Origin of the sequence: Cnuella takakiae (genome assembly GCF_001953305.1) — a bacterium.
Classification (GTDB): Bacteria; Bacteroidota; Bacteroidia; order Chitinophagales; family Chitinophagaceae; genus Flavisolibacter; species Flavisolibacter takakiae.
In genome coordinates this window covers 4,843,933-4,868,804 of record NZ_MTFE01000010.1, presented here as the reverse complement: position 1 = coordinate 4,868,804, position 24,872 = coordinate 4,843,933, and the positions used below count along the sequence as shown (strand labels likewise).

Genomic DNA, 24,872 nt, shown 5'->3' with positions numbered 1-24,872 from the left:
CCATAACCTATCCTTCATCTCCCCAACATGGGGTATATTGCAGCCTCCTAAACAAACCCACAACTTTTCAATTTGCTGAATAAAGTCCTTGTGACCGGCGGTACCGGCTTTTTGGGCGTTTATATTTTGCAGTCCCTGGTGCAAACTGGTATTGGGGTGCGGGCAATTCGCCGTTCCGATGCGCTGCCGTTTTACCTGCCCAGGGCAATTGCGGAGCAGGTAGAGTGGGTGCCCGGCGATGTGCTGGATGTTGTTTCGCTTGAAGAGGCAATGGAAGGTATAGATGCCGTGATACATTCAGCTGCCGTGGTTTCTTTTCACAGTTCCGACAGGCAGCTGTTGCAACAGGTAAATGTGGAAGGCACGGCCAATGTGGTGAACATGGCCATTGAAAGGGGCGTACGCCGTTTGGTGCACATTAGTTCCGTTGCGGCTCTTGGCCGAAGCGTAAAGGCAGAAACGGTGAACGAAGAAAAGAAGTGGACCGACAGCAAGCGCAATACCGCCTATGCCATTTCCAAGCACGGCGCCGAAATGGAGGTATGGCGTGGCTTTGCCGAAGGGTTGGAAGGCGTCATCCTTAACCCGAGTACCATTTTGGGTTTTGGCAACTGGCACCAGTCGTCCTGCGCCATCTTCAAAAATGCTTACCAGGAATTTCCCTGGTATACCAATGGCGTGAACGGTTTTGTAGGAGTGGAAGATGTAGCCCAGGCTGCTGTGCAAGCTCTCTTGTCTGATCTGCACGGCAAACGCTTTATTGTTTCAGCCGATGATCTTTCTTTCCGCAACCTGCTACACCTGATTGCCGATGGCTTTGGGAAAAAAAGGCCGGCGCAGAATGCCACGCCTTTGCTGGCAGGCCTTGCCTGGCGGTTAGAAGCGCTCAAGGCCATGCTGTCGGGTAAAAAACCCCTGCTTACTTCCGAAACAGCCCGCATTGCCCAAAGCCAGACGCGTTTTGAAAACAGCGCATTGCTGCAAGCCTTACCGGGTTTTACCTACACGCCCTTACCTGTGGTTATCGAAAGGGCTGCAGCCCAATACCTGCAGGCACTAAATGACGGCCGGTTGTCGTTATAGCTGTTTGTGTGCTGCAGGCACAATCCTGAAACCTCTTCTTCCATGAAGCCATTTTTCCTGTTCCTCTTTGCTCTGTGCTGTGGCAGTACCCTTTTAGCACAAGCCCTTATCAGCGGTACCGTTGTAGATGTCGATACCCGCCAGCCGTTGGAAGGCGCTTCCGTCTTTGCCCAGAACACTACCCGCGGCGTTATCACCAATAAGGAAGGCCGGTACCAGTTGCAGTTGGCAAAGGGTGGCTACGAGTTGATTATTTCCTATACGGGTTATACCAAAAAGACCCTCAATATTGAAGCTTCTGCCGATCAGGGTTTGGATATAGCATTGAAAAAAGAAGAGAAGAATATCGAGGAAGTAGTGATCCGCAGCAGCAACGAGGTGGCCGATGGCTGGCAACAGTATGGCCCTGCATTCCTCCGCTATTTTGTTGGCGCTACGCCCAATGCCGATAGCTGTACCCTGCTTAATCCGGAAGCCCTGAAATTTTTGTACTTCAAACGCAACGACCGGGTAAAAGTGCTGGCTTCCGAACCTTTGCGGCTGCGCAATGCGGCACTGGGTTATGAGATCCGCTACCAGCTTGATTCGTTTGTGTTGTACAACAAAACCTTGGTGAACACCTACCGCGGAGCCTGTTTGTTTCAACCCATGGAAGGCGATACCACGCAACAGCGCCAATGGGCCGAGGCACGCCGGCAGGCATACCAGGGCTCAAGGTTACACTTCCTGCGGTCTTATTACGACAGTACCCTAAAGCAGGAAGGCTTCCTGGTGGATGTGCTCACTTCGGGCAGCCGCAACCAGTTTGGCAGGCTTTCCAATCCCTATGATACCAGCTACTATTTGTTTGACGACAGTACCGGCAATGCAGAACTGTATTTTCCGCGCAAAGCCAGCATCACCTATAGCAAGGCTGCTCCCAACCTGCGCTACCTGCAGCAATACAACATGCCCAAGGATGTGCCATTCCAGATATCTTATGTTGACCTGAGTGATGGCATCCTCATCATGCCCAACGGCTATTTCCTCGACCAGCGCAATTGGACCAATCAGGGATACTGGAGCTGGAAAAACCTCGCCGACCAGCTGCCTTATGATTATGAAGAATGAGGGATAGGTGATTGGTGATTAGTAATTGGGTATTGGGTATTGAAGATTGCAATAGGATCAGTTGAGTTGCAGGGAAGATTGAAACTGTTTTCATCCCTTTCATTCAATCCATCTCCGAACCGTACATCACACCATGCATTCCAATCCTTCAACCTCCATCAGCGACATCCTTCCTCATCCTTCCATCTGCGATAAAAAAAGGCCGTACAGCTAACCACAAAGTGATTATCTGTACGGCCTTAGGTTTTTCAGTAAGGACGCCTTAGGCAAAGAAGTTAACCAGGAAAAACAACATCGCAAGCAGTGCGATGAGTCTGGCAAAGCTCCGTAGCGCCTGAGTTGAAAAAAGGTGGTTCATGGATGGTGGTTTTGGACTTTTTACAAAGGTCTTATTACAAGTTTACACCACTGTTTTTATTAGTCGAAACCTTTGTTTTTGTCGGTAAGGGTTTTTGCTGGGCAGTTGGCGGGTATAATTACCTGCGGCGCAAAAAAAATTTTTTGCGCAACAATCCCTGAGTGTCTTTTCCGGGCTGTGCGGGTGGTGTTTTGCTTCTTTGTATTTTCCTGCATCCAAACAAAAAAGCATGAAGTATCTCTTACCCCTGCTCACTTTCCTGGCTGGCAGCATCCTGCCGGTGCAAGCCCTGCTCAACAGCCGCTTGGGCAAACAGGTGGGTGGCTCCCTGGTAGGTGTGCTGCTGTCTTTTTTGATCGGGAGCATCTGCCTGGTGGCTGCCAATGCCCTGACCAACGGAAGTGCCCTTGTGGCCATCAGGCCTGCCCGCACCGGGCCCTGGTACATCTGGTTGGGTGGTGTGTTGGGGGCTCTGTTCCTCGGCTATATCACCTGGGTCAACCAGCGGCAGGGTATGGCCCTTACTTTTATCCTGGTAGTATGCGGGCAAATTCTGACCGCCCTGCTGCTCGATCACTACGGCTGGCTTGGCAATATGCAACGCAGCATCACGCCGGTTCAGCTGGTGGGCGTGGCATTGATTCTGGGGGGCATTTACCTGGTTAGAAAATAGGTTAGGCATAAACGCCGGCAGAAGCTTCCATAAAAAAAGCGGCTCCCGCCGCTCCAGTTTTTTGGTCCTGTAACTTCCATTTCCAACCCTTGTTATTTGCGTAAGACAGGCGCCAGCTTTTCCCGCCAAATAGCATAACCTTTCTCCGTCATGTGGAGGCTGTCGCTCCTAAACAATTCGGCCCGGGGGCGGGTGTCGGCACCCAGCATGGGCTGGTAAACATCCACAAAACGCGCGGCCTGCTGCCGGGCCAGGAAGCGCCTGATCTGCTGGTTGGCGGCTACCACTTTGGCTTTGATATGAGCGCGGCTGGGGCTGGGTTTGATGGAGATAAAAACAAAGGGCACACCGGGCAGTTCTTTTCTTATTTCGTGGAAAAGGCTGGTAAACCGGTTTACTACCGTAGCTACCTGTATGGTGTCGGAACCTGCCAGGTCGTTTTCGCCACAATAGAAAATGATCTGTGACGGCTTGTAGCGGTAAATGGTTTGCCGGGCATAACGGGCAACATCAGGAATGCTGGCACCGCCAAAACCGCGGTTAAATACCCGGTGGTTGGGAAAATCGGACTGAAGGCCCGCCCAAAGACGGATAGAAGAAGAGCCTACAAAAAGAATGGCACCCGGAGCAGGCGGTTGGTGGGCGTCCTGCTGGTCGAAGGCCTTTATTTCATCGGCAAAAGGAGCATCGGTATTTTGGCTAAAGCTGCTATGCGCCAGCAGCAGAAAACATAGGGCAAACAATCGCTGTAACAAAGGCATTTCAAAGGTTCTTTTAACGTTAGTGCGCCGCAGGGGCGATGTACTTAATAGATGCCGCGTTCGTCGTGGCTCAGCAGCTGCTCGGCAACCGTTGTATCAAATACGGCTTCTTTGCTGGTAAGCACCTGGCGCAGCAGGTCGTGTATGGTAATCACGCCTTTAAATTTTTCCTGTTCGTCGTAGGCAAGCAGGTAGCGGGTACGGTAGCTGTTCATCACCAGCATACATTGCTCCACGGTTTCGTGCAGGTGTACCACCGGCAGGTCTACGGTCATTACTTCGGCCACCGTGCTGGTGCGGCTGCTGCGGCCCTTGAGTACTACATTACGGCTGTAGTCGCGTTCACTGAATATGCCCAGGTACTCGTTGCCATCCATTACAATCAGGTAGCTCAGGTTTACCGAATTAAGCATATTCAACCCATCAATCACCATCGCATCGGGGCCGATTACATTAAAAGCCTGGGGCTTGCTGTCCAGGATGTCTTTAACAGTGCGCATGTTACTTGATTTTTTTAAAAATAGGCTATATCAGTTATAATTCATGGGCTTAGCTTCCGTTCTTTCACTTGTGGAAAGAACAGCAGGCAGCCGGATTAACTGAATGCAGTTTATTTTACCTGAATTAACAAACACCAAACATCTATATTTCGTTATTTGTTTGGTGAAAGCAATCAGGGTGCAAAGGCGCTTCAAACAAGGAAAAAACAAGTTGACCGGCCATTAAACCCTGCCTGCCGAAATCTTTCCAAAAGGGCATTCGTATATATTATTTTTGGCATTCAACAAGCAGTCATGACACTCCGATATTTCCGCCAGATGAACGAAGACGCACAGTTTGATGTGTTGGAACATCAGGGCATATTGCTGGCCGAGCGGGAAGCCGAATTCTGTACCCTCCGACTGTATGCCGTTGATGGGTTTTATGTGGAAGTACACCACCACCACCACTTCAACGTCATTGTGCAGCTGGAGGCATTTGGCCCCAACGAAAGGCTGGACAGCTGGCTCGATGAAATTCCACTCGACGATCTGCTGCAATAATCAAGATAGTAAAGCCCGGTACCACCGGGCTTTTTTGTTAGCCTGCGGTAATGCCTGCCTGCAACACTTTTACGGTTACCAGCAGTTGGCCCAGGTGGCGCATGGTATGTTCGGCGGCATGTACATAAAGACCCAGCACCGTAGACGGCAGTTGTGCCCTGCCCACACCCCGGAAGTGGGTAATGGTAGCAATATCAGCCTGCTCAAGTTGGTGCAGTGCCTGGTCTACCTGCCTGTTGAAATGTTCCAGTAAATCGGAGGGAATAATCTTTCCATCGGCCTGTTCTTCAGCGCGCAGGTAGGCTAACTGTGCTTCGGTAAGTGCTTCACCACGGGCATAGGTAAAAAGGCGGTCGAGCACACCTGCCAGGTGGCGCAAATGAAAGCCCGGGGCAGCAAGGCCTGCAGGTTTTTGCCAAAGCAGGTCGGGCGTGCAATCCTGTAGCAAAACCTGCAGTTCTTCGCGGGCCTGCAGTAAGGCATGTGCCACAGGTTGTAACGGGGGAGGTATCTGTGGCAAAGGACCGCGTAACCATACTTCGGGAAGGGACATAACTATCAAGGTTTTGGTAAAAGGGATCTGAAGGTAAGTGCTTTTGTTTATCATCCTAAAACCCCTGCTACAAGCACGCTTGCCCTTCCCGGAAGACATCGCTTTTCATCCTGTCATCCATTCCAATCCCTGCATCTGTTATAAAAAAAGAAGGCCACCAGGTTTACCTGGTGGCCAGTGATGCCTGCTTGGGCATCAACAGATATTTTGATGGACTAAGCCCGGTTAGGCGATACTAACCGAAGGCTTCCATGAATATGCTGCTAGACTCATGAATACCTCCTTTTTTTTGGTGAGCCATAAAGGTACGGTGTGTTGGTATTAAAAAAATTTGTTTTCCGAACTTTTCCGGGTGGCGGGTTCTTTTTATCATTTCCTTTACGATGAGCTTTGTGTGGGCCGAGCCCGATTAACCGGTATATTTAAGGCACTTATGCATACGAGCCGAAGATCAATAGCCATAGACATGGATGGCGTGCTGGCCGATACAGCGGCACAGTTCCGCGAATGGTATTTCCGGGAAAGTGGCATCCGCCTGGGGCCAAACGCTTTCGACGGGCTACCCGAAGACGAGTGCCTCCCCGATGGTGCAGTGCGTCGCTACCTGTACCAGCCCAATTTTTTTCGCACCACACCGCTGGTGCCCGGCGCACAGGAAGCCATAGCCGAGCTCATGGAACAGTTTGATGTGTACATCGTTTCGGCGGCCATGGAGTTCCCCAACTCGCTTGCCGAAAAGCTGGATTGGCTGCGCGAGCATTTTCCTTTTATCTCCTGGCACAATATCATTTTTTGCGGTACCAAGGCCATTATCAATACCGATTATATGGTAGACGATCATGTAAAAAACCTGGACCGCTTCCCGGGTAAGACCTTTTTGTTTACCGCACCGCACAACCTGAAGGTAAGACACCACCAGCGGGTAAGCAGTTGGGAGGAGGCCATACGGGCCTTGAAGACAGAACTGGCCTTCAGCTACCGGGGCAATAGTTTGTAACTCCAGAAGCAGCCTCCGCAGTATACCGGTTTTGGTACGGCTTTTGGGCCACTTCAACGCCGGGACAAACGACTGGGGTTTTGAACACAATCAATCATACTTTAACCAAAACCGCAAATAGGCTTCTGGCTGGTATGGGATAAATTTCCGCATACGCAAAAGCGGTTGAACCGACGTTCAACCGCTTTTTACTGTGTGGACCTGCCACCGGCTTCATCCATTCAACTTACATTCGCCGAATTATGACCTTGGAATATACCATTGATGTGCAGCAGGTAGAACACCTGCAAACCATTGGCGATACCGATGCGCTGGAACAGATGTTTGAACGGGCCCGCCGCACCGTAATTGGTGGTGGTGTAGTATTGCTGGTGCGTGTTTCGCCCAGCGGCGAAGTGTCGCGGTTTGATGAACTGGGAAATGAAAGTGACCTAGAAGCCTATCGTACCCGCGTGTTTAAATACCTGCACTAAGTGCTTTGACTTAAAGCCGGTTACCGTAGTTTTTGGGTACGCTTTATTACTAACGGTAATGCCTAAGTGTTGCTCCTGTTGTTTTTCAGATTCATGAACATCGCGTCTCCACTTAAGTGATTTATTTACGCCAGCCTTGTAAATAAATTACTACAATTCGATTTTTTACTACAAACAGGATTGGGGTTCATTCGTAGTTTTGCTATGCGTGATCGTAAAATTACGCCGCTGAACTACTTGAAACAGGAGCAAAAACGCCGCCACTGCACTGGACGCACCGGCAACTCCTGTTTTGGGTGCCGCAGCATCTAAACCGTACCTATATGAATCTGTCACCGGTTGATCCAATCATTGGTTGGCAATACCTTATTTCCGGCAATCGCTTTTTGCTGCAGCAGCCGGCAGGTTCTAGGGTCTGTACCAACCTTGAAGAACTGGGTTTGTATCAGTCCGCAGCATTTGCTCCCATTCAACAGGATATAGCACAAGTGCTGGCAGGGGCAGGTCCCCTGCAACGTACCTATGCTTTGCAGCAGGGGAGCGGCACCACCCTGCTTAGTGCCATCATGGATGCCGAAGGCAACCGTGCCGGTGTAATGGGTATGGTGCAGGTTGCACAGGATTATCCATTGCCGCCGGCCCAGCAGGTTGGTTTATTCGAAACCATTGCACAGGTCATTCCCATCGACCTTGTGGTGTTCGACGCTGCACACCGTTTTGTATATGTAGGTGAGCAGGCCATCAGGGATCCCGAGGTGCGGGCCTGGATGATTGGTAAGACCGAAACGGAATACTGCCAGCTGCGCAACCTGGACCTCAAGGTGGTGGAAGGACGTAATGCTGCATTCGAAACCTGTATCAGCCAGCGCAAGGTGGTACACTATGAAGAAACGCTTGTACGCAATGGACAGGTGCTGTACAAGATGCGCAGCTTTCAGCCTGTGTTTGACGCAGCGGGAGCAACAAAGTTTGTCATAGGTTTTGGCCACGATATTACCAATGTAAAAGAATCGGAACACATCATCCGCCGCCAGCACATGGCCATCGAAGCCGTGATGGATGGTATCGGGTTGTTGAATAAAGAAGGCAACTTCTATTACCTCAACAAGGCCCATGCTTCCATTTTCGGTTATGCATCACAGGCAGAGCTCTTAGGCAAGTCTTGGCGCACCCTGTATGGCGATACCGAAGTACAGCGTATAGAAACCGAAATCTTCCCCGTGCTGGCAGCCAATGGACACTGGGGTGGCGAAACATCGGGTATCAGCAAAACCGGCAATATCATTACGCAGGAAGTAAACCTCACCCTGTTGCCTGATGGCGACCTGGTTTGTATCTGCCGCGATGTATCGGAAGCCCGCCGCCAGGCCGACGAATTGAAAAAGCTGGCCTTAGTGGTGGAAAATACCAGTTCGGGTGTGGTGATCACCAATGCCGACCTGGAGATTGAATGGGTAAATGCCGGCTTTGAACAAATTACCGGCTACACCCTGGAGGAAGTGCGGGGTAAAAAACAAAGCCAGCTGCTGCGCAACCAGGACTCCGAAGTATTAACAGGAATCGTAAGCCAGGCAAATGCCGGTAACCCTTTCCGTGGTGAACTGCTCGATTATACCAAGGCAGGCGTACCCTGCTGGATCAGCATCAAAGGGCAGCCCATCCTGGATGCAGCAGGTAAGGTGATCAAATATTTTACCCTCCAGGAAGATATTACCTACCGTAAGGCCATGGAGCAGGACCTGATTGTTGCCAAGGAAGCCGCTGAAGCATCGGCAAAGAGCAAGCGCCGCTTTCTGGCCAATATGAGCCACGAAGTACGCACGCCTATGAATGCCGTAATGGGCCTCACTGCGCAGTTGCTGAAGACAGAGCTTAGCGATACCCAGCGGTTTTATGCAAATACCATCGATTCGGCTGCACGCAACCTGCTGACCATTATCAACGACATTCTTGATATTTCCAAAATAGAAGAAGGCAAGCTGCAGATAGCGTGCATGGAGATGAACCTGCACGAAGTGTTGCAACGCGTACAGCACGTGCTGGAACATAAGGCCGAAGAAAAAGGCGTAACGCTATCCGTAAGCATTGCCCCCGGCTTGCCTGGTCAGGTGATGGGTGATCCTTACCGCCTCAACCAGGTACTGCTCAACGTAGTAGGCAATGCCATCAAGTTTACCGAGCAGGGTTCGGTACTGGTGGCCTGCAGCTTAGGCGTAAACCAGCAAGAAGGGCGCACCATTGAAATTACTGTGACCGATACCGGCATTGGCATGGATGCCGATACCCTGAAGCATGTATTTGAAGAATTTTTTAGCCAGGGCGAACGTGGCTTTGTGCGCCGCTTTGGTGGTACGGGTTTGGGCCTGCCCATTTCCAAATCGCTGGTAGAACTGATGGAAGGCAACCTCGAAGTCGAGAGCCAGGAGGGTAGGGGCACCGAAGTGCGGATCTGCCTGCCTTTTATTGTCCCCGAAGTGCAACTGCTGCCCGAAGAGCCGGAAGCGGCACCCGATTTTTCAAAGCTGAAAGGCTGTTCCGTATTGCTGGTAGAAGACAATAAGTTCAACAGCCTGGTGGCGCGGCTGATGCTGCGCAGTGCCGGACTGGAGGTAAGCCTTGCCGAAAATGGCGAAGAAGCAGTAGTCATGGTCAGCCGCCATGCATACGATATTATATTGATGGATATCCAGATGCCTGTAATGGATGGCGTAACGGCTACCGCCGCCATCAGGGAACAGTTGTTTTGTGACACGCCCATCATTGCACTAACTGCACATGCACTGCGTGAAGAAAAAGAAACCTATCTCACTGCAGGTATGAACGATTTTCTTTCCAAACCTTTTCAGGAGCAGGAACTACTGGCATTGCTCCACAAATGGATCTGCCAGAAAAACGCACACTATGTTTGATGTATTAAGGGTAAGAGCGGCTACGGGTTTGCCCGTGGCCCAGGTGCAGGTACTGGCACATACATTTTTGAAGGAAGTACAGGAGAGCAGCGATAAGCTGAAAAGCTATTTTGCAGCCCGCAACTGGCCTGCCCTGCGGGGGCTGGCACACCAGCTAAAACCGGCCTACTACCTCATGGGCATAACCGAAGTGCTGCCTTTTATCGACTACCTGTTGCACCTCAACGGGGCTCGGCCCGATGAGGCGGAACTGGAATCAGGCCTGCTGAACTTTCTCTTGCAAATCAGGCAGCTGGAGGACGAACTCAATATTTTCCTTGCCACCGGTGCCGTGCTGGCATGATATAAACTGCAGGGGCATAATTCGAACATCTACTACCTTACTGTCGGTAGTTTTTAGTTCTATTTGCTAAATACCTGCCGGCTTCCCTAACCACACTGGTATGCTTGCCAGAATACCGGGAAAACGAACCGGGATTTTTTGCCAGGAGCTTAATTGCCTGCTTCACCGTAGGAATGACGGGTATTGGCGAAAAGTAGCCGCAAGCTTTGGTAAACCTTTGTTCTTTTATGTTCCAATATCCTATGTGATTAGCACATTAATACCAGAACCATGAAAAAAGTACTGATCGCTGATGATCATTACATCGTACGGGTAGGCATGAAGTGGATTTTCGATCAGCAGTTTCCCAGCCTGCAGGTTGATTTTGCCGAAGATGGAGACGAAGTTTATGAGAAAGTAAGAACCAACGACTACGAATTGCTGGTGCTCGACATCAACATGCCCAAGTCGGATGGCATTTCCCTGTTGCAGGTACTGCTGCACAAAAAGCCTTCCCTCAAAATCATTGTACACACCGTGGCTGCCGAGCAGATGTATGCCTTGCGTTATTTCAAAGCCGGTGCACGTGCCTTCCTGCCCAAGAACTCCGATCCCGAAAAGGTGAAGAGCGCTATTCAGATGGTACTGGATGGTAAGAAGTATTTCAATAAGGATATTCTTGCCGAAATCTCTTCTTCTTATTTCCGCATCGAACACGAGAATCCTTTTGCCAAGCTTTCGAACCGCGAATTTGAGATTGCTACCCAGCTGATCAAAGGCAATGGTCTGCCCGAAATAAGCAAAAGCCTCAACCTCCAGAAGACGACTGTTTCTACGTATAAAAAACGAATCCTTGAAAAACTCAACGCCAAGAATGTGATCGACATTCTTGAAATTGCCAAGCACTACAAGTTTGAGCAATAAATAAAAAACCGCCAAAGCTCCGGCGGCCCCTGCAATCCGGCTTTTGTTTACATGGTAAGGATTGCAGGTAGCCAATGGTTGCCTGGCGGTTTTTTTATACGGGTATGGCCAGCGTTGCGGTAGTGCCCTGGCCTATGGTAAACTGAACCGCTCCCCCCAGCAGTTCCATCACTTTCACTACAATGCGGTACCCATAGCGGTACAGAAGTGGATGATACATATCGCCCTTCAGGTGGGCCTTGATGCTTTCCGTAACTTTTTCACTGATGCCTTTGCCGCTGTCCTGCACCGATAGGTACAGCCAGCTTCCCTCTTTGCGGCCATGCAGCCGTACCGGGCTTCCTTTAGCCGCCGTTGTTGCATTGCGCAGCAGTTGAATCAGGGCAACCTGCACGGCAGGGGCATCAATCATTACCGATACATCCTGGGTTGCGTCAACAACCAGTTCGGAACTGTTGTTGGGAACATCTTCTTTAAACTGTTGTATCGTTTTTTGTAAAAGCCCGCTGATGCTTATTTCCTGCGGCTTGCCTGCAAAGCGGTCGCGCTGTACCTCCAGCCAGGTAAAAATGGCGCTGGACGACTGCACCAGTTCTTCTACAGCCATATTGAGTTCCTGCATATAAGCCTGGATCATTTCTGGCGACATGGATGCGCCATTGCTACCGGCAAGGTGGCCGGTTAAAAAGCGCAGCACCTGTAGCGGTGGACGCAGGTCGTGTAGCAACAGGCTAATGATCTTTTCTTTTTCCTCTTGCAGTTGAGCGGCAGTTTTGGTGGGTTGCATGTTTCGCAATTAGTATGCAGCAAAGGTTAGGTATTAACCTCAAATTATATCATTGGGGTCGGGCAAAGAAAAAGGTTCGGGGTTTGTGCCCCGAACCTTTTTCACATATCTATTTGTGCGTGGTGCTTAGCCAATCATATTCACGCTCCTGTTTACAAAAGCGGTAAGGTCTGCTCCGGTGAGCATGCCTTGCGACAGCAGCGCCAGGTCGTATGCCTGCTTGGCAATCTCCAGTTTAGCGGCTTCACCATCGGCCTGCAGGATGCGGTTTACCAATTTGTGGTTGCCATTGATGGCTACCTTGTAGCTGTCGGGGAGGTTGCCATAGAAGCCCATGCCGCCACCCATCTTGGCCATGTCTTTCATGCGGCGCATCCATTCTTCCATGGTAACGGTTACCGGCAGTTCATCGGGGCTCAGCGCCTCAATATGCACCTGCATCTCGGGCTTGCCAATGGCTTTTTCAAAGATTTCCTTTACCTGCTTGCTTTCTTCTTCACTCAGCACATGGCTGCGGCTCTCGTCCTTTTCAATCAGCTTGTCCATGACATCAGCGTCTACACGCTTCAGCGATGTTTTTTCAAGCTTCAGCTCCAGGTTGTGGATGAAGTGGTTGTCGATGGGTGAGTTCATCACCAGCACATCGTAGCCGCGGTTGTTGGCCGATTGAATAAAGGCATCCTGTTTGGCGGCATCTACAGAATAAAGGTATACTGCGGTGCCTTCTTTATCGGTTTGTACCGGTGCTACTTTCTCTTTGTATTCATCAAAGGTGAAGAACTCGCCCTTGGTGTTGGTGAGCAGCGCAAACTCTTTTCCTTTTTCAAAAAACTTTTCTTCGCTGATCATGCCGTATTTCACGAAAAGGCCGATATCGTTCCATTTTTCTTCATATGCCTTGCGGTCTTTTTTAAACAGCTCGGCAAGTTTGTCGGCAACCTTGCGGGTGATATAGGAGTTGATCTTCTTTACATTGCTGTCGGCCTGCAGGAAGCTGCGGCTTACGTTCAGCGGAATATCGGGAGAGTCGATCACGCCATGCAGCAGCATCAGGAATTCGGGAACAATATCCTTCACTTCGTCAGTGATAAACACCTGGCGCGAGAACAACTTGATCTTGTTACGCTGCAGGTCCATTTCGTTCTTCACCTTGGGGAAGTACAAAACACCCGTGAGGTTGAATGGGTAGTCCACATTAAGGTGGATCCAGAACAGCGGCTCCTCCGAAAAAGGATACAGTTCTTTATAGAAATTGAGGTAGTCCTCGTCCTTCAGGTCGGAAGGCGTCTTGGTCCAGATGGGTGTGGTGTTGTTGATGATATTGGGCAGCTCCACGGTTTTGTACCTGGGTTTGCCTTCTTCATCTTCACCGTCTTCAACCGACTCTGTTTTGGTCATGAACTCAATAGGTACGGGCAGGAACTTGCCGTACTTGTTGAGGATTTCTTCCAGCTTGTGTTTATCCAGAAATTCTTCTGACTCGCTGTTGATATGCAGGATCACCTCGGTGCCACGGTCGGTGCGGTCGCCTTCAGTGATTTCGTACTCGGTGCTGCCATCGCAAATCCAACGGGCAGGCTCTGCACCGGGCTGGTACGACAGGGTATTGATCTCCACCTTATCGGCCACCATAAATGCCGAGTAAAAGCCCAAACCAAAGCGGCCGATGATTTCGTTGGCATCTTTGGCTTCCTTGAACTTCTCCATAAACTCGGTAGCACCGGAAAATGCGATCTGGTTGATGTATTTCTGGATTTCTTCGGCAGTCATGCCAATACCACGATCCGAAATAGTGATGGTCTTTGCTTCCTTGTCAAAAGATACCGACACTTTCAGCTCGCCCAGTTCACCGGCAGCCTGGCCGAGGGAGGAGAGGCGCTTGATTTTTTGGGTGGCGTCAACGGCGTTGCTCACCAGCTCACGCAAAAAGATCTCGTGGTCGGAGTACAGGAATTTCTTGATGATAGGGAAGATGTTCTCGGTATGGATCGAAATGGTCCCTTTTTGTTGCTGCATAAGCCTTTATGTTTTAGTAAATGGGGTAAATAGAAGCCCTTCAGGCAAGCCCTAGGTAACAAGGCGCGGGCCAAAGGGGGGCTTGTTGCCAAATTGACATAAACCCCGAGCCGCAGATTTGTTTGATGGAAAAAGATTTGTATGATGGGTGTCCACGATCGAAAAGTCATTTTGCTCTTGGCATCGGTGAAGTTGAAATGTAAGTTCTGTTGCCCCAATTGTTTATAATAACAATCTCCTGTTACAGCAGGTCATTTCCAGATCAATCAGGTAAGTGCTGCTGTAAGTCATACAAATCATTTCCCATCACACAAATCTTCGGTTTTATAATTGTCTTTTTTACACTTATTCCTCCCTACCTTGCATCCCACCATTGGAAACAAACATGAAAAAATTGCTTATTGCCATTGCTGCACTGTTCAAATTGTCAGCAGCCTTAGCCATGCCCTTAAATGATTCCTTGCCCGGCAACCCCATTATCCGGCACAAATACACCGCCGATCCGGCTGCCCTGGTACATGGCGGTAAAGTGTATATCTATGCCGGCCACGACGAAGCACCGGAGCGACAGGAGCGTTATGTGATGAACCAATGGCTGGTATTTTCCAGTTCCGATATGGTTAACTGGACCGAGCACCCCGTGCCGCTAAAGGTTTCCGATTTCAAGTGGGCCAAGGCCGATGCCTGGGCAGGCCAGGTAATTGAACGGGATGGCAAGTTTTATTGGTATGCTACCGTAGAGCATGGTTCTATTCCAGGCAAGGCCATTGGCGTAGCTGTTGCCGACCGTCCCGAGGGGCCATTCAAAGATGCCATGGGCAAGGCGCTTATCACCAACGACATGACCACGGATGCCAAAATTTCCTGGGATGATATCGATCCCTCCGTATTTATCGATGACGACGGACAGGCTTACCTTTTTTGGGGAAATACGGTGCTGAAATATGCAAAGCTAAAACCCAATATGATTGAGCTGGATGGCCCGATCAACAGGATACAACTGCCCAACTTTACCGAAGCGCCCTGGATACATAAAAACAAGGGCTGGTACTACCTTTCTTATGCCTACCAGTTTCCCGAAAAGACGGCTTATGCCCGCAGCCGCAGCATCAACGGTCCCTGGCAGTATATGGGCATTCTCAACGAGCTGGCAGGCAACAGCAATACCAACCACCAGGCCATCATCGACTTTAAAGGCAAGTCCTATTTTATTTACCACAACGGCGCCCTGCAGCCCCATGGCGGATCCTTCCGCCGCTCGGTATGTATTGATGAATTGAAGTACAATAAAGACGGCAGTATAAAGCGGGTGGTGATGACAAGCGAGGGCGTGAAGTGATAGGTGTTTGGTGTTTGGTGTTTGGTGTTTGGTGAAAGATTTCAAGGTACGAAGGGAAACCAGTTGCCGTTTGGGTCTGTCATGCTGAACTTGTTTCAGCATCCCTTGCACTAACGGGTACGCAAAAAGAGAAACCTAACTGCATAATCAAACAAGCTAACCGATCCCTAAAAATTACCTCATCGCTTTAGTATTCATCATTTAAACGCATAACAACAAAAAAGCCGGCAGGGTTACTGCCGGCTTTTTTGTTGGGAAATGATGGGTACTAAAAGCAAACGCATCATTCATCACTCATTCATTCACTTTGCCCTGCCAGCGATCCACCTGCTTCTCTTTTTGTTTGCGCAGCTGTCCCTGCAGTTTATTCACGCATTCGTCTACCGCCTGTTCAAACTCTACCGCCGATTCTTTGATAAACAGATCGGGGCCGGGTACTTCAAGCCTTATTTCACAGTATGTGTTGGGCGTGGCACGGTCAGGGCCCAGGAAGAGGGTAACATTAGCCCTTACAATCTTGTCATCGGGCTTTAGTTTTTCCAGTTTCTCACGGATATAGCTTTCTAAAGCTTCGCCTGCCTTAAAACCCAGCGATTGTATGATCACATCCATAGCTTTTATTTTCAGAAAAGCTAACCATTTTCATACCATAAAGGATTTCGGATATGGGATTCCGGATTGCGCAATGCATTCCCGGCTGGGTGTTTACTAGTGGCAAAAACGGCCGGAATCCGGAATCTTACAGCCGGAATTCTTATGCTTTAACCTCCAGTTCCTGTCCCACCAGGGCGTAGTAGAGGTTCTGCAACTGGTGCAATTGGTGCACATTATTGCTCACAACGGCGCCGTTTACCTGGGCACGCCCAAAGCATTCGCCATTGCTTTTTACCCATGCCAGTATTTCATTTTGGGCACTGCCCATCACCGGCAATACCAGCCGAAACTCGCGGGCCTGCGGCCGCAGCGCATAGTCCATATTTTCCACAAAACCACAGCGTTCCAGCAGTTCGGGTTTGAGCACAACGGGAAAAAGCGTGGCGCCTTCGCCGCGTGCCACCAGGCCGAAATGCTCCAGTGTGGCCGCGGTCATCTTGATGCGGGCACCCTCTTTGGCCAGCAGCATGTTGCCCGGCCTGAACTCTTGTACGGAAATCATGCGGCAAAGGTAGGGCCTGGGGCAAGGCAATATGGGGCGGATTGCTGCGTTATTGCATGCGCAACTGCAACCCTGCTGCTATTGGGATGAACCGCAAAACACCCCCAACATGCTACTTATGACCAACTGGAGACAGCAAATAGATGATGTGATCAAGGCGCAGGGTTTTGAAAAAAAGATCCCCGATCTTTCCCAGTCCGATTTTGATGCGATACAGGAGTTCCTGGACCAGAAGGCCCGTGCGGCCTTTGAAAACATTTGCGATCAGCTCAACACCTTTCAGAATATCCGTGCCGATGTGGTGGAAGCCAAGTCGCTCATCCATCCCACTATAACTGCATTTGAACTGCTGGTGTACAAAATGAGCCAGCCCAAACTTACCTACCGCCTGCATTTTGCCCGCCGGCAGGAAGGGCTGTATGCCTTTGGCGAGTATAGTACGCCCAATATTTATGGTGAGAATACCCGTTTTCACAAAACAGGCCTGGAACGGCTCATTTCCCACATCTGGGAAGATGATATTGCGACCGACTTTTCGGGAGTACTCGGAACCAAGTTTTAAACCACTTGATACAAGCAAAAAGGCAGCAGCCCGGTGATGGTATCATACGCGGGCTGCTGCCTTTTTGCAGTGTATTGATGCCGGCTTGCTGCTATTTCTTTTGTTCCAGGGCAGCCACCTGGTCCCTGTACTCGTATTGCAGGTCTTCGTGCAGACTGGCTACACCTGCTTTTACTTTTTTTACAACGCCTGTATAAAGGTTTTCCAGCGCCGGGCTGCGCCTGAGTGGCAAACCCGATTCATTGAGCTGCTGGCAAAAGAAGATCAGCAGCTCCACTTCAGTGGCTTGATCGCCCGAATATTTGATGAACTTATTGGCCGTACGCAGCACCTTGCGGATCATTTTTTTGGCGATGTACAGGTTGCTGGTATTAATGGCGGCAATACCTGCTTCTATTTCACTGCGTACACTGCGGCGGTACGACTCTTCATCATCGGCTTCAAACAACAGGTAGGTAAGCAGTTCTTTATTTTCCTTTTTAAAACGTGCCAGGCGCAGGCACAGCTCCGCCAGCTGGGCTGCACTTTTACCTTTCAATTCTGTTTTGATCTCGCTGATGCTTGCTGCTTTCATGCCTTAGGATTGGAGATACAAGTATAGGAAGATTGTAGTTGCCCAGGCAAGGATAGGGTAGGCGGTGCGGGAAAGAAAAGCCTTTGCTGGTTTTTATCAAGGCCATGCAACTTATCGTTCTCACCAGGACAGATGGGGAGCTAAGGCTCCTGCCATTGACCTTGAGCTGCCGGTGAAGTTCACTTTGTTTGTACGATGCGTTTTACTTGCCGCTGCTGTAACCTAAGGGGGCCGACTATTTTGCGTCCTGTAAAGCGTATCAGCAGGGGCAAGCTTTTTACAACAGTGATTATTTTCTGTCGCAAATCCTCTGGCAGTTTTTTGGTGCAGGCTTTAAGGTTGCGCCTCCTATCGGGGTGTTGGGTATACAAGGATTGAAATAGGTTGCAATCCGATACGGACAAATGGGCTCTACTCCAAGCAGGAGCGTTTACACATCAAGTTGAAATAATCAGTTAACTGGTGCAGGCAAGCAGGATACAATATTACGTTTAGGGATGCCTGCTAGTTTATAGCGTTCCTGATGTCTGGAAATGTAAGGTGTTCCTGATCTCGCGGTGCACTGTAGCTTCAATTTCATCTTTACTGCTGCACAAAAGGTGGGCTGGTGCAATGGTGCGCAGGGTAATTGTTTCCGATGTGCGGGGATGTTCGAACAGGATATCCAGGAATACTTTGTGGGTAGTGAAAGTTTGTACCGGCTCGGTGTAAGCCGAAAAAGAATAAGCCAGTACTTCAATCATGCTCTGTTCGTGAAACAGGGCCGAAGTGTTTTGATAAGATTGGGTGTGTATCATAGGAAGCATTGTTTTAAACCAAGCTACAAACTATACCGGCTGGTGTAAAGCCCCTTTCGTTGAGCCGTAACATCGGGGCAATGAAACGTCTTTTTTCTGCGACGAACCTGCAAATGAAAAAGTCCCGGTGGCAGCCGGGACTTTCTTCTTGAAACAAAAGCTTATATCAAATTAACGAACGCGGGTTACAGTTACGTCTTCTACAACACGGGTGTTGCGGTTGATCTGGTACTCTTGGCTCTGACGGGCCTTACGGTTGATCAGGCTCAGGGAAACCTGCAGGTCTTCTTCGCTGCGGTTTAGTTGGAAACGCTTTGAGAAATGCTTGCCCTGGAACTTTTCATTGTACAGTACGTGACCGTCGGCGTCTTTCAAAACCACCAGCAGCTCAGCTTCGGCGGCATTGTCAAATTCCACTTGGAAAACAGGCTGGTTGCCTACTGCACCAATGTATTTGATGGCTACGGGATTGTTGCCTTCGTTTGCGTTGGCGGTAAGTACGGTACCTACGGTCAACAGGGCCATTACAGCGGTGAAAAACAGAATTTTCACGAGATTGTTGATAGTTGCACTTTTCATAATGATCATTTTTCTGGTTAGTTATTTAATTAAAGTTTCCATCATAGGGGCGATCGTTATTCAAGGCAAGTATCGGAAGGATGACAACCGAAATACGAATCAGCGACTTGGCAATTTGTAAGAACCGGGTACGTGTGTTGCGCTGATCTGAGAACAAAACTAGTGCACCGAAAATGCGTTCACAAACCAACTTAAAGGCTTAATTCTTATCCTAAAATGAAATAAAAATTTTTGAAAGCCGCTATGGAAGCGGCTTTCATGATTTTTGCCGCATTATGCCCAAACACCTTTTCCTTCTTTTTCGACCTAGGAAATTTGAGGGTTTTCGCTTATTGATAACATTGAGTTAACATGTGTTGGTGGTAATCACTGTTGCTTTCCCGTGCAGCCATCCATGTTCTGTATAATCATCAAGGCTGCTTTGTTCTTTGCTGTTGCAGCAGCCATTTGTGTTGCCCTGTTTGGCGAACAACTTGCCGCCTGCCTGCCCTTTTATGGATGAGTTATGTAAAAAAAGATTTATGGATGAGTGGGTATGGGCATACTAGTTGCGTTATCAGGGTGTTCACCTAATGCTAACCATGATAAACGAAACACTAATGAAAAAGATTTTTCTAATGATGCTCTTGGCAAGTTCCGGTTCGGGCTTGCTGGCACAAACTACGGGTACTACCACCCAGGGCAGTACGGGTACAACTACCGGTACACAAACCACGGGTACAACAACAGGAACTACCGGTAACACCGGCACTACTACCGGAACTTCAGGTACCGTAAACGGTACTACAGGCACTGTGCCCGGCACTTCATCGGGTACTATCCAGGGTTCTACCGGCAACGGCACCCGGCCTAATGCAACCATGCAGGGTACCACTAACGGGTCTACCATTGGCGGCACCGGCAACACCACTACCCTTGGTGTAAACGGTACTGCCGACACTACCATCAATCCTAACCGCACCCGCACCACCGGCAGTGGCGCAACCGGTACAGGTACCATGGGTACTTCCGGAAATACTACAGGTACTTATGGCACCGGTTCTATGAACGATACTACCCGCCGTGGCACCAACAGTGGTATGAATGGCAACATGAATAATGGCACCAATTCGACCCTGAATAATGGTACTAATTCGACCCTGAACAACGGTACCAATAACGGCCAGAACGGCACATTGGGCACACAGGGTGGTACACTGGGTACAGGTACCAATTCTGCAGGTAATATGAGCAGCGATACCACTACTGGCAGCAATACCTGGAACAACGGTAATGCCGCAAATAGTGGTACCGGTGTTACTGGTTCTGCTTCCGACAGTTCGATGAGCAATGGTACCAATACCAGTGGTTCTACTACTAACGGCATCAGTGGCTCTGTAAATAACGGCACCACCGATGGTACCATGAACAACGGTACTACCAACGGTACCATGAATAGCGGTACAACTAATGGTACCATGAGCGGGTCGCAAACACAGGGTACCAGCGATATGGGTAACACCAATAGCAGTACCGGTGCTTACAATGCTTATGGCAACAATGCACTTCCTGATCTGGTACAACGTTCATTTGCTACGGAGGCCCCAGGTGTAAGTAATGCACAATGGGAACAATCCAATGGTTTCTGGCGTGCTACCTACCAGCAGAATGGCCAGAACGTACGTCGTTACTTTGCACCCAGCGGTCAAAGCTATATGGTATCACTGCCGCTGATGGCTAATGCCGTTCCTTCTGATGTAATGCAGAAAGTACAGCAGATGCATGGCGATGATGTGTATGATGTAACCACGCTGCAGGGCCAGGATAGCTCCAGTTATTACATGGTACGCTTGCTGGAAAACGGAACCATCCGCACCGCTACCATCAGTGCTGATGGCAGTGCATTTGTACCACCTGTTATTCCCAGCAATTCAATGAGCCAGGATAGCATGAACAGCACCCAGGGTAATGCCGGTATGGGTACTGATATGCAGTCAAGTGGAACCATGAACCAAAGCGGTTCTGTAAACCAGTCGGGCAGCACCAACCAGTCGGGCAGCATGAACCAGGGCAGCACCAATACACAAAGCAGCGGTGCTACCATGCAGGGTAATAGTTCCAATACGCAGAACAGCAACAATGCCAGCCAGCTGAATAGCAATGGTTCCAACAGCTCCAACATGGGTGATACTACCCGTCCAAGACAGGGTAGCAATATGAACCAGGGTACCGGTACCACTACCGATTCCATGCAGTCTGGTACCAGCACCATGCAGAGCAGCGGCACCGGTACTACCAGCGGTAGTACTATGTCAAACAATAGCACCGGTTCGGGTGTAACTACAGGTACCGACACAACCGGTGCAGGTGTTAACTCCGGTACAGGTACCAACAGCAGCACTACTACCGATGCTACTGGTACAAGCGGTTCAACCGGCACCACTGGCTCGGGTAGCACCACTTCCGGCAGCACTATGGACAGCAGCACAAATGGTCAAACCAGCGGCTCGACAGGTGCAGGTACTACTACAACTGATTCTGCTACCAACAGCACATCTACCGAGGGTACCAAAACCAAGGTTGAAGTTGAAGGTGCCAATGGTAAAGAAATCAAGTTGAAGAAGAAAGACGGCAAGGCTAAAGTGAAGACTAGTGACAATCAGTAAGGTTGTTTTAATATCAAGCTGTACTTGCCCGTTTTTGGTCCGTTCCTCTATTGGTTCGTTCCCTGTTCAAACCGGCTAAATCCGGGAGCCTGAGTACTATAAATAAATGCCACCTGTTCGGTGGCATTTATTTATAGTACTCTTTCCTGTTTAATACAAAACCATCCATCTTCCTTCGGCATCCTTTGTGTAAGAAAGACCATTGCTCATGGCATGTATTTCCCTGCCTTTATCATCCACAAAGTACTTTTGTTCGTATACCCTGATGCCGTTGTTTTCCCTCGTGAGGTAATGAACCAGTGCTGTAAGGGTTGGCTGCACTTCATGCAGCCATTGTTCATCGCTTTCTTTTACAAATGCCTGGCTCATGGTTGTATGTTTTTGTGGTGTGTTCAAAAAGCCTGCCCTGCTGGTTACACCTACAGCCTGCCGAAGCCATTACCTTTGAATCGTTATGTTGCAAACACCATTGGTGCAAAGTAAAGAACCCAGTATTTATAGTTTGAAGTTTGGGCTGCTTTGCGCGTCTTCCTTTTTGTTCTCGGCTTCTTTCAATATGCTGATTCCCGAGTTGCCGGCTTACCTGAGTTCGCTGGGAGGAGCACAATACAAAGGGTTGATCATCGCCCTGTTTACCCTTACCGCAGGCATTTCGAGGCCCTTCAGCGGCAAGCTTACCGATACCATTGGCCGCGTGCCGGTAATGGCTGTAGGTTCTGTGGTTTGTTTTGTTTGCGGCTTTTTATATCCCATCCTGGCTACTGTTTCAGGTTTTCTTTTACTGCGGCTTTTTCATGGCTTTTCCACTGGTTTCAAACCAACAGCTACTGCTGCTTATATCGCCGATGTCATTCCGCAGCACCGTTGGGGCGAGGCCATGGGCATACATGGTATTTGCTTTAGCACGGGTATGGCTATCGGACCTGCACTGGGAAGTTTTATTACCGGTATGTACAGCATCAATGGGTTGTTTTATACTTCGTCTGTTTTTGCGCTGCTGTCTATTGCCATCCTGTTTAACCTGCCCGAAACAGCCAAGGAAAAACAACGGTTTCATCCTTCGCTGCTGAAGCTTGGCTGGCACGAAATACTGGAACCCAGGGTAATGCCCGCAGCCATCATCACCTTGCTGGGATATGTGAGTTATGGTGCGGTGCTCACCCTGGTGCCCGACTGGAGCGATCACCTGGGCATTGCCAATAAGGGCAGCTTTTTTATTGTCTTTACCATCTCTTCGCTGCTGGTGCGTTTTGTTGCCGGCAAGGTTTCCGACCGGCACGGCAGGATTGCCGTGCTCAAGGTGGCCATCCTGCTGTTGATTGCCTCCCTGGTGCTTATAGGCTGGGCGCAATCTGTTTGGATGTTTATGGGCGGCGCATTCGTATATGGGCTGGCAACGGGCTTATTTTCACCAGCCTCTTCTGCACTCACCGCCGACCTGAGCCTACCCGAATATCGTGGCCGCGCCATGGCTACCATGTATATTGCTTTAGAACTGGGTATTGGCCTGGGTGCCCTGCTGGCCGGCTGGTTCTATGCCGATCATATCGGCAGGGTGCCGCTCCTGTTTTATGGTTCCGCAGGCATTACGGTGCTGGGGATATTGTACCTCTTTTTTGGGTATAAACCTGCCAGGCAGGAGGTAAATGCTGTTGCTTAAGGAAAGGGAAGTGTTGGGTCAAAACGTATCTTCATGCAAAACCATACTATGACCGCGTTTCGATTGCCACTATATGTAAAAAAGTTCGGCGTCTTTTTGGGCCTGTCACTGGCAGCGCTCACCCTTCATGCTCAGGATCGTAGCTTGTTTAATGGAAAAGATCTTTCGGGCTGGCATGCCGATGTGCCTGCGCTCGATACCAGCACCACGCTCAAAAGTCCTTTCCTGGTACGCAACGGTTTGCTGGTGAGCATGGGCACACCCGGCGGACACCTCATCACCGATGAAGTGTTCAGCAACTATCGTCTTGATGTAGAGTACCGCTTTGCAGGCAAACCGGGCAACTGTGGTGTGCTGGTGCACGCCTCTACACCGCGCATTTTGTACAAGATGTTTCCTAAGTCCATTGAAGTGCAGATGATGCATGAAAATGCAGGCGATTTTTGGGTGATTGGCGAGGACATCAAAGTGCCGGACATGGAAAAGCGCCGCGGCCCTAAAGAAAAATGGGGCGTTACAGATGGTAAGAACCGACGTATTGTAAACCTCACCGATGGCTCAGAAAAGCCATTGGGCGAATGGAATCATATGCACATCGAATGCCTGGACCGGGAAGTAAAAGTTTGGGTAAACGGGCAGTTGGTGAATCATGGTTTTGATGCTACCGTAAACAAAGGCCAGATTGCTTTGCAGGCCGAAGGTTCGGAGGTGGAGTTTCGTAAAGTAGCAGTGCAGCCGATCACTAAAATCAGTCAGTAAACCGGTTCATCGGTTTACCCAATTCTTATAGCTTTAATAGTATAGCCCTTGCGATGGCAAGGGCTATACTATTATTTCAGGGCACCTTCTTTCTGTTTACTAGTGGTTTTGGATAGCGGCTCGGGGTATTGGCTTTGATAAGATCGCATGGGTTTTAGGTATCTGGGTCCCTGCCGGGTATAAAAACGCGTAGGTATCTGTTTCCAATTGTCTTCATCGCCCAGCCATACAAAAAAATGGAGGTGTGGAAAAGCGGTATATCCCGTGTTGCCGCTTAACCCTATTGGTTGTCCCTGCCGTACCGTATCACCTACGTGCACCAGCACACCATTTTTTTTCAGGTGCCAGTAGCCGGCCTGTGTACCATCATCATGTTGCACTACAATGTAGTTCGCATCTTTTCGGAACCGCTTATTTAAGCCGCCCCTGTTTTTGTTCTTTTCGGTGCGGATCACCACCCCATCGCGGGCGGCGGTTACCGTGGTACCTTCCGGCATTTTAAAATCAATAGCTGCACGGTTGCGGTGTGAGAAATGGGTAAAATAACCCTGCACCATCAGGTAGCTTTTGCCTGCCGCGTACGGGAGGGCATATATGTAGCTGCTGTCATCGCGCATCCTGCCTTTTTGCAGGTTGCGGGCAGTTGGCCGCAGCGGGTCGTTGCTGACAGCGCAGCTGGCACAGGCGAGTAATATGATCAGGTAAAGGTTGCGCACAAGCACCAAGTGTTTTTCTCCAATAAGGTAGTAAAATATTGTGCCGTTGTTGCCGGGGTTACAAAATGGTAATAGA

General features: G+C 49.7%; 26 protein-coding genes. 14 read left to right on the top strand and 12 right to left on the bottom strand.

Going from position 1 to position 24,872, the window contains the following annotated elements; translation table 11 throughout:
* Positions 1-72 precede the first annotated feature (72 nt).
* The 3 genes from BUE76_RS20885 (at position 73) to BUE76_RS20875 (ending at position 3,224) form a co-directional block, all read left to right on the top strand.
* Positions 73-1,083 (top strand): NAD-dependent epimerase/dehydratase family protein, encoded by a 1,011-nt coding sequence (locus BUE76_RS20885; RefSeq protein ID WP_073044258.1) that lies wholly within the window; start codon positions 73-75, stop codon positions 1,081-1,083.
* A 42-nt stretch (positions 1,084-1,125) separates the two neighbouring features.
* The gene (locus BUE76_RS20880) at positions 1,126-2,193 is read left to right on the top strand and encodes a carboxypeptidase-like regulatory domain-containing protein (protein ID WP_073044260.1); all 1,068 of its coding nucleotides are present in this window, start codon (positions 1,126-1,128) and stop codon (positions 2,191-2,193) included.
* 587 nt (positions 2,194-2,780) lie between these two features.
* A complete protein-coding gene (locus tag BUE76_RS20875; protein WP_073044262.1) occupies positions 2,781-3,224 on the top strand; it encodes a DMT family transporter in 444 nt (147 codons plus the stop codon).
* A 92-nt stretch (positions 3,225-3,316) separates the two neighbouring features.
* Here BUE76_RS20875 and BUE76_RS20870 read toward each other — a convergent pair whose 3' ends face one another.
* Together BUE76_RS20870 and BUE76_RS20865 are read right to left on the bottom strand one after the other, a co-directional pair.
* Positions 3,317-3,985 (bottom strand): GDSL-type esterase/lipase family protein, encoded by a 669-nt coding sequence (locus tag BUE76_RS20870; RefSeq protein WP_073044263.1) that lies wholly within the window; start codon positions 3,983-3,985, stop codon positions 3,317-3,319.
* A gap of 44 nt (positions 3,986-4,029) precedes the next feature.
* The gene (locus tag BUE76_RS20865; RefSeq protein WP_073044266.1) at positions 4,030-4,485 is read right to left on the bottom strand and encodes a CBS domain-containing protein; all 456 of its coding nucleotides are present in this window, start codon (positions 4,483-4,485) and stop codon (positions 4,030-4,032) included.
* Positions 4,486-4,779: 294 nt separating this feature from the next.
* On the opposite strand from BUE76_RS20865, the gene BUE76_RS24285 reads away from it, so the two are divergent.
* Positions 4,780-5,028 carry a hypothetical protein gene (locus tag BUE76_RS24285; protein WP_143157329.1) on the top strand — a complete coding sequence of 83 codons (249 nt, stop codon included), beginning with the start codon at positions 4,780-4,782 and terminating at the stop codon, positions 5,026-5,028.
* Positions 5,029-5,065: 37 nt separating this feature from the next.
* Here the strand turns inward: BUE76_RS24285 and BUE76_RS20855 are convergent, their stop codons facing one another.
* Positions 5,066-5,581 (bottom strand): DinB family protein, encoded by a 516-nt coding sequence (locus BUE76_RS20855; RefSeq protein WP_073044458.1) that lies wholly within the window; start codon positions 5,579-5,581, stop codon positions 5,066-5,068.
* A 433-nt stretch (positions 5,582-6,014) separates the two neighbouring features.
* Here BUE76_RS20855 and BUE76_RS20850 point away from each other — a divergent pair, with 433 nt between their 5' ends.
* The 5 genes from BUE76_RS20850 to BUE76_RS20830 all read left to right on the top strand — a co-directional run bounded on the left by BUE76_RS20850 (position 6,015) and on the right by BUE76_RS20830 (position 11,206).
* On the top strand, positions 6,015-6,578 hold the full coding sequence (locus BUE76_RS20850) for a 5' nucleotidase, NT5C type (RefSeq protein WP_073044460.1): 564 nt from the start codon (positions 6,015-6,017) through the stop codon (positions 6,576-6,578).
* Between the two features lie 242 nt (positions 6,579-6,820).
* Positions 6,821-7,051, top strand: a complete 231-nt coding sequence (locus BUE76_RS20845) for a hypothetical protein (RefSeq protein WP_073044270.1) — start codon at positions 6,821-6,823, stop codon at positions 7,049-7,051.
* Between the two features lie 323 nt (positions 7,052-7,374).
* A complete protein-coding gene (locus BUE76_RS20840) occupies positions 7,375-9,960 on the top strand; it encodes a PAS domain-containing hybrid sensor histidine kinase/response regulator (RefSeq protein WP_073044272.1) in 2,586 nt (861 codons plus the stop codon).
* Positions 9,953-10,303: a hypothetical protein gene (locus BUE76_RS20835; RefSeq protein WP_073044274.1), complete on the top strand. Its 351-nt coding sequence runs from the start codon at positions 9,953-9,955 to the stop codon at positions 10,301-10,303. The genes BUE76_RS20840 and BUE76_RS20835 overlap by 8 nt, the downstream gene beginning before the upstream one ends.
* 270 nt (positions 10,304-10,573) lie before the next feature.
* Positions 10,574-11,206 carry a response regulator gene (locus tag BUE76_RS20830; RefSeq protein ID WP_073044276.1) on the top strand — a complete coding sequence of 211 codons (633 nt, stop codon included), beginning with the start codon at positions 10,574-10,576 and terminating at the stop codon, positions 11,204-11,206.
* Positions 11,207-11,300: 94 nt separating this feature from the next.
* Here BUE76_RS20830 and BUE76_RS20825 read toward each other — a convergent pair whose 3' ends face one another.
* Positions 11,301-11,993 (bottom strand): sensor histidine kinase, encoded by a 693-nt coding sequence (locus BUE76_RS20825; RefSeq protein WP_073044278.1) that lies wholly within the window; start codon positions 11,991-11,993, stop codon positions 11,301-11,303.
* 126 nt (positions 11,994-12,119) lie between these two features.
* A complete protein-coding gene (gene htpG / locus BUE76_RS20820) occupies positions 12,120-14,009 on the bottom strand; it encodes a molecular chaperone HtpG (protein ID WP_073044280.1) in 1,890 nt (629 codons plus the stop codon).
* Between the two features lie 385 nt (positions 14,010-14,394).
* On the opposite strand from htpG, the gene BUE76_RS20815 reads away from it, so the two are divergent.
* Positions 14,395-15,348, top strand: a complete 954-nt coding sequence (locus BUE76_RS20815; RefSeq protein ID WP_073044282.1) for a glycoside hydrolase family 43 protein — start codon at positions 14,395-14,397, stop codon at positions 15,346-15,348.
* A 294-nt stretch (positions 15,349-15,642) separates the two neighbouring features.
* On the opposite strand, the gene BUE76_RS20810 is transcribed toward BUE76_RS20815, so the two are convergent.
* On the bottom strand, positions 15,643-15,960 hold the full coding sequence (locus tag BUE76_RS20810) for an HPF/RaiA family ribosome-associated protein (RefSeq protein ID WP_073044284.1): 318 nt from the start codon (positions 15,958-15,960) through the stop codon (positions 15,643-15,645).
* Between the two features lie 142 nt (positions 15,961-16,102).
* Complete coding sequence (locus BUE76_RS20805) at positions 16,103-16,504, bottom strand: hypothetical protein (protein WP_073044286.1); 402 nt, start codon at positions 16,502-16,504, stop codon at positions 16,103-16,105.
* Positions 16,505-16,622: 118 nt separating this feature from the next.
* Here BUE76_RS20805 and BUE76_RS20800 point away from each other — a divergent pair, with 118 nt between their 5' ends.
* Positions 16,623-17,066 carry a hypothetical protein gene (locus tag BUE76_RS20800; RefSeq protein WP_073044288.1) on the top strand — a complete coding sequence of 148 codons (444 nt, stop codon included), beginning with the start codon at positions 16,623-16,625 and terminating at the stop codon, positions 17,064-17,066.
* A gap of 91 nt (positions 17,067-17,157) precedes the next feature.
* On the opposite strand, the gene BUE76_RS20795 is transcribed toward BUE76_RS20800, so the two are convergent.
* The 3 genes from BUE76_RS20795 to BUE76_RS20785 form a co-directional block, all read right to left on the bottom strand.
* Entirely contained in the window at positions 17,158-17,640 is a 483-nt protein-coding gene (locus tag BUE76_RS20795; RefSeq protein WP_073044290.1) for a hypothetical protein, read from the bottom strand.
* Positions 17,641-18,149: 509 nt separating this feature from the next.
* Positions 18,150-18,437, bottom strand: coding sequence for a hypothetical protein (locus BUE76_RS20790; protein ID WP_073044292.1), 288 nt, complete (start codon positions 18,435-18,437; stop codon positions 18,150-18,152).
* A gap of 171 nt (positions 18,438-18,608) precedes the next feature.
* Positions 18,609-19,016 (bottom strand): hypothetical protein, encoded by a 408-nt coding sequence (locus BUE76_RS20785; protein WP_073044294.1) that lies wholly within the window; start codon positions 19,014-19,016, stop codon positions 18,609-18,611.
* Positions 19,017-19,615: 599 nt separating this feature from the next.
* Between BUE76_RS20785 and BUE76_RS20780 the strand changes: the two genes are divergently transcribed.
* Positions 19,616-21,661, top strand: a complete 2,046-nt coding sequence (locus BUE76_RS20780; RefSeq protein ID WP_143157330.1) for a hypothetical protein — start codon at positions 19,616-19,618, stop codon at positions 21,659-21,661.
* 150 nt (positions 21,662-21,811) lie between these two features.
* Here BUE76_RS20780 and BUE76_RS20775 read toward each other — a convergent pair whose 3' ends face one another.
* A complete protein-coding gene (locus tag BUE76_RS20775) occupies positions 21,812-22,030 on the bottom strand; it encodes a hypothetical protein (RefSeq protein WP_073044298.1) in 219 nt (72 codons plus the stop codon).
* A gap of 103 nt (positions 22,031-22,133) precedes the next feature.
* On the opposite strand from BUE76_RS20775, the gene BUE76_RS20770 reads away from it, so the two are divergent.
* Both BUE76_RS20770 and BUE76_RS20765 read left to right on the top strand, forming a co-directional pair.
* A complete protein-coding gene (locus BUE76_RS20770; RefSeq protein WP_216820694.1) occupies positions 22,134-23,321 on the top strand; it encodes an MFS transporter in 1,188 nt (395 codons plus the stop codon).
* 48 nt (positions 23,322-23,369) lie between these two features.
* Positions 23,370-24,080, top strand: coding sequence for a 3-keto-disaccharide hydrolase (locus tag BUE76_RS20765; protein ID WP_073044300.1), 711 nt, complete (start codon positions 23,370-23,372; stop codon positions 24,078-24,080).
* Between the two features lie 71 nt (positions 24,081-24,151).
* Here the strand turns inward: BUE76_RS20765 and BUE76_RS20760 are convergent.
* A partial coding sequence (locus tag BUE76_RS20760; RefSeq protein WP_216820693.1) for a M23 family metallopeptidase occupies positions 24,152-24,872 on the bottom strand: 721 nt, incomplete at its 5' end.